We start from the raw sequence: 12,508 nt of genomic DNA on the forward strand, positions 1-12,508 counted from the left end.
CTCCGAAAGGAGTCAGCCGGCGTTGTAGTGCGCGTTGGACAGTCAGTCTGCTGCGTCAGCCGACGTTCCATTCCTGATGCTTCTCGGCTTCAGCCGCAGCGATCCGGCGTTGCTCCTCGGCGGCGAGCTGAATGTTGGTTCGCGTCCAGACCACCTTGAGCCAATGGAACGTCAAGAACACGACGGCAAACCATCCGATGACCAGCCCGATCGACGGTCCTGCCACGTTGAATCCGGCGGGAATGGTCTGACGTGACCAGACGGCCATCATTCCCAGCGCACTCGCCACGGCACTACCGGCCAGCGCGACCCAGGCCAGACTCCAGCGCCGCGTCACGAGTGCGAGCATCGAGAATCCGATGCCGAAGATGACAACGAACCACACGAACAAGCGTGAGAACAGTGCAATCCGTTCACTTTCCGCGTCCTGGTTGTACGCGAGCACATCCCAGCCGTTCGCAACTCCCGCATGGGGCAGTGCAAGGGTGCCAACCAGCACGAGCACCGCAACCGCGACAACCATGGCGCGCGCACCCGGATCGATTTCTCCCGCGACCTTGCGTTCCGCGTCGTCGAGGTCCTTGCGGTAGCCCTCGAAGGCGTCGTCGCCCGGCTGAGGTGTCTTGTTCTCGTGTTGCGAGGTCATGCGTTGCATCCCATCTGGACGGGTTGTGGGGCTGGGGCACCGATCTTCGGTAGTCCGAGACCTACGCCGATGGGCGGGGTCTTGGGTGTGATGCCCTTTTCGAACGAATCACCGGCGCGCGTTCGACGGTGCGTGAGCACCCCGTCATCGGCCACGAGGTGATGGGGGGCTCCGTGGGTGACGACGACCGTCACCACGTCGCCGGGTCGGATTGTGCGGTCGAGGTTTCCCTCAGGTCGGAAATGCACCAGGCGACCGTCTCGCGCACGACCGCTGAGGCGGTGAGTCGCTGCGTTCTTGCGGCCCTCCCCTGCTGCCACCAAGAGTTCCACCTCGGTGCCGACGAGTTTGCGATTCTCCTCGATGTTCACTTCTTCCTGAACCGCGAGCAATCGCATATAACGTTCCTGGACAACCTCTTTGGGAAGTTGATCGGCCATCTCGGCCGCCGGCGTACCCGGGCGCTTGGAGTACTGGAAGGTGTAGGCGTTCGAGAATCGCGCCTTGCGTACGACGTCCAGCGTCTCCGCGAAATCCTCTTCCGTCTCCCCCGGGAACCCGACGATGATGTCCGTGGTGATGGCGGCGTGTGGCATTGCGGCGCGCACCTTCTCGATGATCCCGAGGTACTTCGACTTGCGATACGAGCGCTTCATCGCCTTGAGAACCTTGTCCGAACCGGACTGAAGAGGCATATGCAGCTGCGGGCAGACGTTGGGGGTGGTTGCCATCGCTTCGATGACGTCGTCGGTGAACTCCGCCGGGTGCGGGGACGTGAACCGCACACGTTCGAGGCCGTCGATGTGTCCGCACGCCTTCAAGAGGGAGGCGAAGGCGCCGCGATCGCGCGGTTGCTCCGGATCGGCGAACGACACGCCGTAGGCGTTGACGTTCTGCCCGAGCAGAGTCACTTCGGAGACACCCTCGTCGACGAGCGCCTGAACCTCGGCCAGAATGTCTCCGGGACGCCGATCCACTTCCTTGCCACGCAGGGCCGGAACGATGCAGAACGTGCACGTGTTGTTACAACCCACCGAGATGGAAACCCATCCCGCATAGGCAGATTCACGCTTGGCCGGCAATGTCGACGGAAAGGCCTCCAGTGCGTCGAGGATTTCGACTTCGGCACGCTGGTTGTGACGCGCACGATCGAGCAGCGCGGGCAGCGAGCCGATGTTGTGGGTGCCGAAGACGACATCGACGAACGGTGCCTTCTTGACGACGGTGTCACGATCCTTCTGAGCCAGGCACCCACCGACGGCGATCTGCATGTCGGGGTTCGCCTCCTTGTTCGGGGCGAGCTGGCTGAGGTTGCCGTACAACTTGTTGTCCGCGTTCTCACGAACCGCACACGTATTGAAGACGACAAGGTCAGGATCGGTTCCGGTCTCCGCCTTCGAGTACCCGGCGTCCTCGAGCAGACCGGACAGTCGCTCGGAATCGTGGACGTTCATCTGACAGCCGTACGTCCGCACCTCGTAGGTGCGAACAGACTTCGCAGTCGGCTCCGGAACTGCAGTCGGCTCCGGAAGTGCAGGGGATATTTCGTCGATCAGTGACACGCTTCAGCCTAGCTCACGTCCACTACGACGTGTAATAACGCCCTGATAAACAGCCGAAACGCGACATAAACGTCGTCACAGTAAAATTTCCATTACATATGGCAAGAACCATGGCGAAATCACGGGCGTCGACGCAAACTACGCCTAAGGTTCTCGTTTATGACCCAAGCCGACGATGCGACGACGCCGACCACCTCCGGCGATTCCACATCCATGATTTCGATGACCTCGGTGAACAAACACTTCGGGGAACTTCACGTCCTGCAAGAGGTCAATCTCGAGGTACCCAAGGGCCAAGTGGTGATCGTCCTTGGTCCGTCGGGCTCCGGTAAGTCGACTCTGTGCCGCACCATCAATCGCCTCGAACCCATCGACTCGGGCACCATCGCCGTCGACGGCAAGACGCTCCCCGAGGAGGGCAAAGCACTTGCCGCACTTCGTGCCGACGTCGGAATGGTCTTCCAGTCCTTCAACCTGTTCGCGCACAAGACGATCCTCGAGAACGTCATGCTCGCACCGATGAAGGTCCGCAAGACAAAGAAGGACGACGCGAAGAAGACGGCGCAGGCGTTGCTCGAGCGTGTCGGTATCGCCAATCAGGCTGACAAGTACCCGGCGCAGCTTTCCGGTGGCCAGCAGCAGCGTGTCGCGATCGCTCGCGCTCTTGCGATGCAGCCCAAGGTGATGCTTTTCGACGAGCCCACCTCCGCTCTCGACCCCGAGATGGTCAACGAGGTCCTCGATGTCATGACCTCCCTCGCCAAGGAAGGCATGACCATGCTCGTGGTCACGCACGAGATGGGCTTCGCGCGCAAGGCCGGCGATCGTGTGCTGTTCATGGCTGACGGTCAGGTCGTCGAAGACACGACACCCGAAGAGTTCTTCACGCATCCCAAGTCGGATCGGGCCAAGGACTTCCTCGGCAAGATCCTCACTCACTGATCACAGTCCTGCTCCGACACAGTCCCCCCTCCGACACAGTCCTGCTCTCGTCCACAAGACAACTCGCTCGACTGCACTGTTCATCTCGACTGCACCGTTTGCATGTCGACAACTGAGAGGATCTTCATGAAGATCAATCGCTCCGTCCGTTTCGGAATCGGAATCATGGCTATCGCGTTCGCTGCCACCGCCTGTGGTGGCGGCGAGGAGAGCAAGTCGATCAGTGAGAACGCTGCTGACGGCAAGCTCACCGTCGGCATCAAGTTCGACCAGCCAGGACTCGGCTTGCGCAATGCGGACGGCACATACACAGGTTTCGACGTCGAGGTCGCGAAGTACGTTGCAAACGAGTTGGGCGTAAAGCCTGAGAACATCACGTTCAAGGAGTCACCTTCCGCCCAGCGCGAGACGTTGATCCAGAACGGTGAGGTCGATTACATCGTCGCCACGTACTCCATCACGGACGCCCGCAAGGAGAAGGTCGGATTCGCCGGACCGTACTTCGTCGCCGGCCAGTCGCTCCTCGTCAACGCGGACAATACCGACATCACCGGCCCCGAATCTCTGAACGGTGGCAAGATTCTCTGCTCGGTGGCTGGTTCCACTCCGGCGCAGAAGGTCAAGGACACCTACGCCAAGGACGTCCAGCTTCAGGAGTTCGATACCTACTCGGCGTGCGTCGAGGCTCTACGCAACGGCAAGGTTGACGCAGTCACCACCGACGACATCATTCTCGCCGGCTACGCTGCACAGTCCCCCGGCGCATTCCGTATCGCCGGAGAGCCGTTCACCACCGAGAATTACGGCATCGGCCTGGCGAAGGACGATTCCGAAGGTCGCGGCAAGATCAACGATGCCATCGAGAAGATGATCTCTTCCGGAGCGTGGGCCGAAGCATTCACTGAGACGGTCGGACCGTCCGGTTACACGATGCCTGCTCCGCCGACCGTCGACCGGTACTGATCCAACTGAGCAGTAGCCATTCCAGGTGGGATTTTCATGTTCGAAAATCCCACCTGGGCAAGCACTTTCAACAACGACCCATGAACTGGGGAGACCGTAAGTGAAAATAATCGACGATTACGGAAGCCAGATACTCGAAGCGTTCTGGACCACTATCCAGCTCACGATCTTCTCGGCGATCGGCGCATTGATCCTCGGAGTGATTATTGCCGCCATGCGGGTGTCACCCGTACCTGTGGCCCGATTCCTCGGCGCCGCCTACGTCACTGTCTTCCGCAATACGCCGCTCACCCTGATTCTGCTCTTCTGTGTGTTCGGTCTGTACCAAACTCTCGACATCAGTCTGGCATCAACCAGTTCGTCAACCTTCGTGATCGACAACAACTTCCGCTTGGCCATCCTCGGACTGAGCGTCTACACCGCGTCGTTCGTGTGTGAGTCGATCCGTGCCGGAATCAACACCGTCCATGCGGGACAGGCAGAAGCAGGACGATCCCTGGGGCTGACCTTCTTGCAGAACCTCCGCCTCATCGTCCTTCCACAGGCATTCCGTGCCGTGATCGCACCGCTCGGTAGCGTCCTGATCGCTCTGACCAAGAACTCCACCGTCGCCGCCGTCATCGGCGTGTCCGAGGCATCGAAGTTGATGAAGGAGATTCTCGAAAACGAAGCCGCACTCTTCTTGACCGCAGGAATCTTCGCAGTCGGCTTTGTCATCTTGACGCTGCCGACAGGATTGCTCTTCGGCAAACTCGCCAAGAAATTCGAGGTCGCACGATGACCAAACAAGCAACGGTTCTCTACGACGCACCAGGCCCGAAGGCCCGAGCACTGTACCGACTCGCGTCGGTAGTCGTAGCCGTCCTCGCCCTCGCGATTGCGTTTGTCGTGTATCGCGCGCTCGACGACAAGGGGCAACTGACCTCGGCCAAATGGGATCCCTTCCTACAAGCAGACGTCTGGACGACTTATCTGCTCCCCGGCATCAAAGGCACCTTGATCGCGGCGGCGCTGTCCATCGTGCTTGCACTGATCCTGGGCGCAATTCTCGGCATCGGCAGATTGTCCGATCACCGCGCGGTGCGCTTTGTCAGTGGTGTCATCGTGGAGTTGTTCCGTGCAATTCCCGTACTTCTGCTGATCATCTTCATGTACGCGGTTTTTGCTGAGTACAAGATCGTCAAGCTCGACTACTTGGCACTCTCCGCCGTCGTGGTGAGCTTGACGCTCTACAACGGATCGGTGATCGCGGAAATTGTTCGCTCGGGAATCAACTCACTCCCCCGTGGACAAAGCGAAGCCGCGAAAGCTCTCGGCATGCGCAAATCTCAAATTATGGTGACGATCTTGCTACCTCAGGCGGTCACAACCATGCTCCCCGCACTGATCTCCCAGATGGTTGTTGCACTCAAGGATTCAGCGCTGGGTTACATCATCGGCTACACCGAACTTGTTCGGCAGTCCACACAGTTGGGCGCTGCATTCCAGAACTACCTTCCGGCGCTCATGGTGGCTGCGGTCATCATGATCATCCTGAACTCCTCGCTCACTTACCTGGCAACCAAGGTGGAGAAGCGCCTGCGTTCCGGAAAGCGAAAGGGCAAGGGCCCCATCGCGGCTCCGACTGCCGACGCAGCCGTTTCGGTTCCGGGCATGGACTTGACCAAGCCGTGAGCTGATCGACCAGCTGTTCCACTGACACGAGGAGCGGGGTGCGTCACCGAATTCGGTGACACACCCCGCTCCTGGTATTAGTTGGCTACGGCGTTGGTTGCCTACGATTCAGCGGCAGCCATCTCGGCTTTGACCACCTCGTACGACATCCCCGCTGAATATCCCTTGCGTGCGAGCATCGACACCAGTCGGCGCGTGACCTTGTCACGATCATCGACGGGCTTGTTCTTCAGCTTCCGCCGAACCAGCTCCGCTGCTCGCTCGCGCTCGTCTTCCGGATCGATCTGTGAGAGCGCTTCGGAAGCCACATCCTGGTCGATGCCTTTGAGCCGCAATTCGACTGCCAGGGCGCGCTTTCCCTTGCCCGAATACGTGTGCCGCGAATGAACCCACTGATTCGCGAAGTCTGCGTCGTCGATCAAGCCGATTTCCTGGAGCCGATCGAGAACGCTCGTGATGATCTCGGGTTCGAAACCACGCCCGCTCAGCTTTGTTTCCAGTTCGGAACGGCTGCGCGCCCGGTCGGTCAGGAGGCGTAGGCAAGCATCTTTGGCCTGCGCCTCCGTCCCACCTTCTGCGCGTTGCGACGGCTTCTCGGATCGTTGACGGGATCGACGCCGAGGTGCGCCGTACTCTTCACGAGCATTCTCGCCGTTGTCACCGTCGTCGAAGCTCATGACTGAACTCAGAAGTCGGCGGGAGCTTCGTCGGTTGCAGTGACGTCAGCACCGATACCGAGCTTTTCCTTGATCTTCTTCTCGATCTCGTCGCGGATATCGGTGTTCTCCAGCAAGAACTTACGAGCATTTTCCTTGCCCTGACCCAACTGGTCACCTTCGTAGGTGTACCAGGAGCCGGACTTGCGGATGAACCCGTGCTCGACACCCATATCGATGAGCGAGCCTTCCTTACTGATGCCCTGACCGTAGAGAATGTCGAACTCGGCCTGCTTGAACGGCGGAGCGACCTTGTTCTTGACGACCTTGACACGAGTGCGGTTACCGACTGCGTCGGTACCATCCTTGAGAGTCTCGATACGACGGATGTCGAGGCGAACCGAGGCGTAGAACTTCAGTGCCTTACCACCGGTGGTGGTTTCGGGAGAACCGAACATCACGCCGATCTTCTCGCGAAGCTGGTTGATGAAGATGACGGTGGTGCCCGAGTTGTTCATGGCACCGGTGATCTTGCGCAGCGCCTGGCTCATCAGTCGAGCCTGCAGGCCGACGTGGCTGTCACCCATCTCGCCTTCGATCTCGGCGCGAGGAACAAGAGCGGCCACGGAGTCGATCACGACGATGTCGAGGGCGCCCGAACGAATCAGCATGTCGGTGATCTCGAGAGCCTGCTCACCCGTATCGGGCTGCGAGACCAGAAGCGCGTCGGTGTCGACACCCAACTTGGCTGCATAGTCAGGATCAAGCGCGTGCTCCGCGTCGATGAAGGCCGCGATGCCGCCGTTGGCCTGAGCGTTGGCAACTGCGTGCAGTGCCACGGTGGTCTTACCCGAGGATTCCGGGCCGTAGATCTCGATGACGCGGCCACGCGGCAGTCCGCCGATACCCAGCGCGACGTCGAGCGCGATGGAACCGGTGGGAATGACGGCGATGGGCTGGCGGACACCCTCACCCAGGCGCATCACCGAACCCTTGCCGAAGTTCTTGTCGATCTGCGCCAACGCGAGGTCGAGTGCCTTGTCCCGATCAGGTGCCTGTGGTGCCATCGTGATCCCCATCCTTGTATCAGTCTTCAGTGCCTGCCTGAGCAGACTCCGTCTCTTCAGTGCCTGCCTGAGCCGACCCTGTTGGTGTGTTGCGATCAGAGTAGATCCGGCCACCGACAGACTTTTCGATCTTGGTTTCGTGCCCGTCGGACACTGCGCTTGTCGAACACGGTGCTTGTCGATAACCGAAAGTTCGCAGTTACGAAAGGAGCGTCACCACCGAACAGCTCCAGCATAGACGAACACGTGTTCGAACAGAAGACGAGAGACGTTCGACACGCCGAAAATTCAGCGGCGGGCCGGTGGTACGTCGAACTCCACGCAGAGCGCGCGCCACACCTCACGGGGCTCCCAGCCTGCTTCGACGGCCTCCGCGGCAGTCATTCCGTCGAGACTCTGGAGTACATGGTCGATCAGCATCGAGTCGCCTCGTACCTGCCCGAACTCTTCGCGCACCATTTCATGAAATTCGGTCAACCGCACAGCCGCCACCGTAGTCCACAGGGTGATGTATCTGCACCCAGGCACAGTCGGCTCACGCCGACACACCGCCATTGACCACCTGTCGGCACACCACGACCGGATCGACGACCTGCGACGCAGTAGCGGCAGCCGCCCTCGCCGCTTCCGTGAATCGCTCATCGGAAAGGACCTGTAGTACTGCATCGCGAATCGACTGCGCATCCGCAGGCCGCACGATCACCGACGTGCCTGCCCGCGCAGCGCGATTGGCCAGCTCCCACTGGTCCCCTCCCCCAGGAACGACGACGGTCGGCACTCCGGCCAACAGCGCCTTTGCCAACATGCCGTGCCCGCCGCCGCACACCAATACCGACGCGTCACGCAGCATCGCGTCCTGGCGTCCGAGACCTGCACGAACCCAATCAGGATGCTCGCCTTCAGCTCCGTCGAGCATCGACGCGATCAGCCTGACACCGGCTCCGTCGAGGCCTTCGACCGTTCCCTCGAACATTCCCACTGCGCCGGTGTGTGCCGTGGACGGCGCCACCATGACCAGCGGTTCGTCACCTGGCGGTGGATCCAGAATGACCTCGGTCGGCTCCCAGAGAAGCGGTCCGACGACGTGTGCGTGCTCCGGCCAGTCGGGGCGAGGCACTTCCAGTGCCGGAAGTGTTGCGATCAGCCGCGCATGAGGACCGGGATCGAGAGCGGGCAGTCCGACACCGACACGGGCTTGCGAGCGCTGGGCCAACCCTTGCTTGATCGAACGTCCCGTCGCTGCGCGCATCAGGGTGTCGCGGAGTCGACCGCGAATTCCGACGCCAGGCGCGAGCCCACTGCCGATCGGCGGCAGACCGCGCGAGGGTGAGTACAACGGGTGAGGCGAGAGCTCCACCCACGGGATGCCCAGCCGTTCCGCGGCCAATCCGCCTCCGGCAGTAAGGATGTCGGAGACGACAAGATCTGGGGAGACGGATTTCAGGTCGGGAAGCAGTTCGGTGGAAATATAGGCGGCGCGCGAATGAATCCGAGCGCCTGCATCGAGATCGTCGTCTCCCGGCCTCGGAGCCAAGCCCTTGAGAGGCTCCGCTTCCACACCCGCTGCTCGCGCTGCCTCCACCCACCGGGTCCCGGTGTAGAGGATGGGGTCGTCGCCGGCCTGGATCAACGCCAGCGACAACGCTATTGCGGGAAAAGCATGACCCGGGTCCGGCCCGGCAACGACGGCTACACGCACCGGATCAGAGTGTCACACCGAGTGAAACGCCTGTTCTGCCGCACCCAGTGCGCGTTCGCGATCCGAAGCCACCAATCCGATTCTGGTCCTGCGATCAAGGACGTCGTCGACATCGAGGGCACCTTCGTGCGATACGGCGAAATCGAACTCGGCGCCGCAGATCTCCAAGTCCGCAACCGGCCGAAGACGATCACTGCTCGCGGAGGCAACGAACTCCGCTTCGGTGCCGTATCGCGCCACGAGGGAGGCGGGAGCCTTGATCTTTTTCAAATCCGCCGCCGATGCAGCACCTACCACCGGCAACGCGCGTGTCCGACACGCACCGGCATTCAGCGAGCCGACCTCGATCGCAGCGTCGACAGCGTCTTCGGCCATCTTGCGGTACGTCGTGAGCTTGCCGCCCACCACCGTGACCAAGCCCGAAGCCGAACGAACAACAGCGTGATTGCGGGAGAGATCGGCAGTCGAGCCTTCACCGGTGTCCAGCAAGGGGCGCAGACCCGCAAAAGTCCCCAGAACGTCCTGACGTGTCAGCGGAACTTCCAACGCCGTGTTCACGGTGCTGAGCAGGAAGTCGATCTCGTCCTCGGACGCCGTCGGCACGTCGGGCACCGGCCCCGGCGCTGCTTCGTCGGTCAACCCTAGGTAGATCCGGCCGAGCTGTGCGGGTAGGGCGAAGACGAAACGGTTGGTCTCGCCGGGAATCGGCACCGTCAGTGCTGCAGTGGGGTTCCCCAATCGCGCCGCGTCGAGCACCAGGTGTGTTCCGCGGCTGGGGCGAAGAGTGATGCTGGAGTCGACCTGATCAGCCCACACCCCGGTCGCATTGATCACGACGCGGGCACGCATCAAGAACTCGGACCCGGTCAACTCGTCGCGCAGGGTGGCCGATGTTCCGGATACGTCGTACGCACCGACCCGGGTCAGGATTCGCGCGCCGTGGGACGCCGCTGTTCGCGCGATGCCGACGACAAGGCGGGCGTCGTCGATGAGCTGCCCGTCGAACGCCGTCAAGGCGCCGCGTAGATTCTCTTGCTTGACCGCAGGGGCCAATTCGCGAGCGCGAGCAGCACTGACCGTCCGTGATCTGGGAAGTACCGACGCCGGGGTTCGGGCCGACATGCGCAGAGCGTCACCGGCCAGGAAACCGGTACGCACCAGGGCCTTTCCGAAAAACGACGTCTCCGGCAACAGCGGTACGAGTTGAGGCATGGCGCGAACCAGGTGCGGCGCGGTGCGCGTCATGAGAATTCCGCGCTCGACCGCACTTTCACGGGCGATGCCGACATTGCCGGAAGCAAGGTACCGAAGGCCACCGTGCGCCAGTTTCGAACTCCAGCGGCTGGTGCCGAACGCGAGGTCGTGCTTTTCGACCAGCGCAACACTCAGCCCACGAGTCACGGCATCGAGAGCAACACCGACGCCCGTGATTCCGCCACCGATAACCAGGACGTCGACCGAATCGCCGTTCGCCAACTGCTCGAGCTCACGAGTACGCCGCTGTGCATTGAGCGCTGAATTGCAGCTTGCTGAATCACTGCCTGCTGGACCTAGGGGGCTCACAGCTATTCTCCCGAATTCTTGACAGGTGCCAGATACGCAGCAACCGCATATCGAAGTTGCTCGACCGACGCATCGGAGGAAAGCTCCGGCTCGAGTGTCGGTGCGGAGATGACAACGGACTGAGCCATCAACAGAACCATCGCCGCGATCTCGGTGACGCTTCCCTCGCGAATCGAACCGTCCTGTTGACCGGCCGCGACGACGGAGGTGATCAGCTCGAGAATCGACTTCTGGCTCGCGCCGAGTCGGTCCACGATGTACGTGGTCAGCAACTCTTGATCGGCTTGCCGAATTTTCACGAAGAGCGGATGGTCGCGGATCTGTCCGACGACGTCACCGATCGCCTCCACGAGCAACGTGCCCGCAGACCCGGTGAAGGTCACCTCGGGCAGCACCGATCGGATCTCGCGGGTGAGCAGGTCCGCGACCACGGCCCGCGTGTCCGGCCACCGCCGGTAGACCGTGGGTCGGCTGACGCCGGCTCGACGGGAGATCTCGGCAAGTGTGGTTCGCTGCATTCCGAAATCGAGGACACACGATCGTGCGGCGTCGAGAATCACGTCGTCGATCTCGCGGCTGGGGATGCGCTGACCGTCGGCCTTGCGAGGGGCAATTGGGTCATCTGCGTTACGGATTACCATCGTGTGTAACACAATACCGGACAAGTCACCGGTAATCCCGTCGGGACTTGCGACTTTTCTCGCTCAGAGCTCATCAGAAATAGTACAACTCGAAACCAACTGCGCGCTCGGCATCAAAACCAGGCTTCGGTCCGCTGACCATATCTATCTGTGCGCGGGCCTGTTCCCGGATCGACACGGAACTCAATGCCGCCAGATAGCGTGCGTGCTCCGCGAGCGAATCCACGGCGCGATCGACCGTCGACGTCACGTCGACGCAGTGTGTGGGAGTCGTCGTGTTCACCGCGACCCACCGAACGCCGGACCACGGCGCCAACCCCTGAGCCGTCAATGACGGAAAGATCCATTCGTTTGCTGCGTCGGCAGTTGCGTCCAGGACGCTGATCCCGAGCGCGCGGTGATCCGCACTGTTGAGGTAGCCGGGCCCCCAGGTGTGCGAGAAATTCATCGTGACCACCAAATCCGGACGGTGGCGACGAATTGCAGCGGCAAGAGTCGAGCGCAACTCCAGGCCTTCCACGAGACGACCGTCGGGTAGTCCGAGGAACTCCACCTCACTGACACCGACGATCGCGGCCGAGCGGCGCTCTTCTTCCTCACGGACCGGGCCGGACTCCTCGGGCGACAGACCAGCGATTCCGGCCTCACCTCGCGTGGCCAGCACGTATCGGACGTCCTTGCCGCGATCGGTCCACTGCGCCACCGCCGCGGCTGCGCCGTATTCGATGTCGTCGGGATGCGCAACGATGACAATCGCGCGCTGCCAGTCCTCGGGGAAGTTTTCCATAGGGCCGATCTTGCCTGTCAGAACCGCGAAGCGGGCGAATTGTCGTCACTTCCCGACATCGCCTTCACCAGGAAGTAGATTCCGAAGCCGACCGCGCCGACCACCAGAACCCAGAAAAGCCCTTTGATCAGGGCGCCGACCACCGCGAGTGCAACCCACACCAGTACGACGGCCAAAACGATCTTCCAAAACATGCTTGCCTCCAATGGGCCATTGAACAATCAGTCGAATCGGACAGGTGCTGCGTCGTCCGTAGAACCAGCCTGACAGGTCTGGCGCGACAAAGCAGCAGCTCAGCGGCAAGTTCA

14 protein-coding genes are annotated in these 12,508 nt (G+C 61.4%); 4 read left to right on the forward strand and 10 right to left on the reverse strand.

Annotated features, from left to right (window positions below):
- Positions 1–55: 55 nt before the first annotated feature.
- Together ACWF6P_RS24120 and miaB are read right to left on the reverse strand one after the other, a co-directional pair.
- Positions 56–646 (reverse strand): Rv2732c family membrane protein, encoded by a 591-nt coding sequence (locus ACWF6P_RS24120; RefSeq protein WP_020907525.1) that lies wholly within the window; start codon positions 644–646, stop codon positions 56–58.
- A complete protein-coding gene (miaB, locus tag ACWF6P_RS24125) occupies positions 643–2,190 on the reverse strand; it encodes a tRNA (N6-isopentenyl adenosine(37)-C2)-methylthiotransferase MiaB (RefSeq protein WP_452622910.1) in 1,548 nt (515 codons plus the stop codon). Before miaB ends, ACWF6P_RS24120 begins: the two co-directional genes overlap by 4 nt.
- 231 nt (positions 2,191–2,421) lie before the next feature.
- On the opposite strand from miaB, the gene gluA reads away from it, so the two are divergent.
- The 4 genes from gluA (at position 2,422) to ACWF6P_RS24145 (ending at position 5,787) form a co-directional block, all read left to right on the forward strand.
- On the forward strand, positions 2,422–3,150 hold the full coding sequence (gluA, locus tag ACWF6P_RS24130) for a glutamate ABC transporter ATP-binding protein GluA (protein ID WP_452622911.1): 729 nt from the start codon (positions 2,422–2,424) through the stop codon (positions 3,148–3,150).
- Positions 3,151–3,276: 126 nt separating this feature from the next.
- On the forward strand, positions 3,277–4,113 hold the full coding sequence (locus ACWF6P_RS24135; RefSeq protein WP_452622777.1) for a glutamate ABC transporter substrate-binding protein: 837 nt from the start codon (positions 3,277–3,279) through the stop codon (positions 4,111–4,113).
- Between the two features lie 100 nt (positions 4,114–4,213).
- Positions 4,214–4,894 (forward strand): amino acid ABC transporter permease, encoded by a 681-nt coding sequence (locus tag ACWF6P_RS24140; protein ID WP_030535554.1) that lies wholly within the window; start codon positions 4,214–4,216, stop codon positions 4,892–4,894.
- Positions 4,891–5,787, forward strand: coding sequence for an amino acid ABC transporter permease (locus tag ACWF6P_RS24145; protein WP_452622778.1), 897 nt, complete (start codon positions 4,891–4,893; stop codon positions 5,785–5,787). Before ACWF6P_RS24140 ends, ACWF6P_RS24145 begins: the two co-directional genes overlap by 4 nt.
- A 101-nt stretch (positions 5,788–5,888) precedes the next feature.
- Here ACWF6P_RS24145 and recX read toward each other — a convergent pair whose 3' ends face one another.
- The 8 genes from recX to ACWF6P_RS24185 form a co-directional block, all read right to left on the reverse strand.
- Positions 5,889–6,464 carry a recombination regulator RecX gene (recX, locus tag ACWF6P_RS24150; RefSeq protein WP_230817141.1) on the reverse strand — a complete coding sequence of 192 codons (576 nt, stop codon included), beginning with the start codon at positions 6,462–6,464 and terminating at the stop codon, positions 5,889–5,891.
- A gap of 8 nt (positions 6,465–6,472) precedes the next feature.
- Positions 6,473–7,510 carry a recombinase RecA gene (gene recA / locus ACWF6P_RS24155; RefSeq protein WP_007735170.1) on the reverse strand — a complete coding sequence of 346 codons (1,038 nt, stop codon included), beginning with the start codon at positions 7,508–7,510 and terminating at the stop codon, positions 6,473–6,475.
- Positions 7,511–7,798: 288 nt separating this feature from the next.
- Entirely contained in the window at positions 7,799–7,993 is a 195-nt protein-coding gene (locus ACWF6P_RS24160; RefSeq protein ID WP_003942185.1) for a DUF3046 domain-containing protein, read from the reverse strand.
- Between the two features lie 52 nt (positions 7,994–8,045).
- Positions 8,046–9,209 carry a glycosyltransferase gene (locus tag ACWF6P_RS24165; RefSeq protein ID WP_452622779.1) on the reverse strand — a complete coding sequence of 388 codons (1,164 nt, stop codon included), beginning with the start codon at positions 9,207–9,209 and terminating at the stop codon, positions 8,046–8,048.
- Positions 9,210–9,221: 12 nt separating this feature from the next.
- Positions 9,222–10,772: a glycerol-3-phosphate dehydrogenase/oxidase gene (locus ACWF6P_RS24170; protein ID WP_452622780.1), complete on the reverse strand. Its 1,551-nt coding sequence runs from the start codon at positions 10,770–10,772 to the stop codon at positions 9,222–9,224.
- A gap of 2 nt (positions 10,773–10,774) precedes the next feature.
- Positions 10,775–11,413, reverse strand: a complete 639-nt coding sequence (locus ACWF6P_RS24175; RefSeq protein WP_378450060.1) for a TetR/AcrR family transcriptional regulator — start codon at positions 11,411–11,413, stop codon at positions 10,775–10,777.
- Positions 11,414–11,486: 73 nt separating this feature from the next.
- Positions 11,487–12,200 (reverse strand): PIG-L deacetylase family protein, encoded by a 714-nt coding sequence (locus ACWF6P_RS24180; RefSeq protein ID WP_452622781.1) that lies wholly within the window; start codon positions 12,198–12,200, stop codon positions 11,487–11,489.
- A gap of 17 nt (positions 12,201–12,217) precedes the next feature.
- Positions 12,218–12,406: a hypothetical protein gene (locus ACWF6P_RS24185; RefSeq protein WP_019748190.1), complete on the reverse strand. Its 189-nt coding sequence runs from the start codon at positions 12,404–12,406 to the stop codon at positions 12,218–12,220.
- Positions 12,407–12,508 lie beyond the last annotated feature (102 nt).

The organism is Rhodococcus sp. NPDC055024 (genome assembly GCF_053608585.1).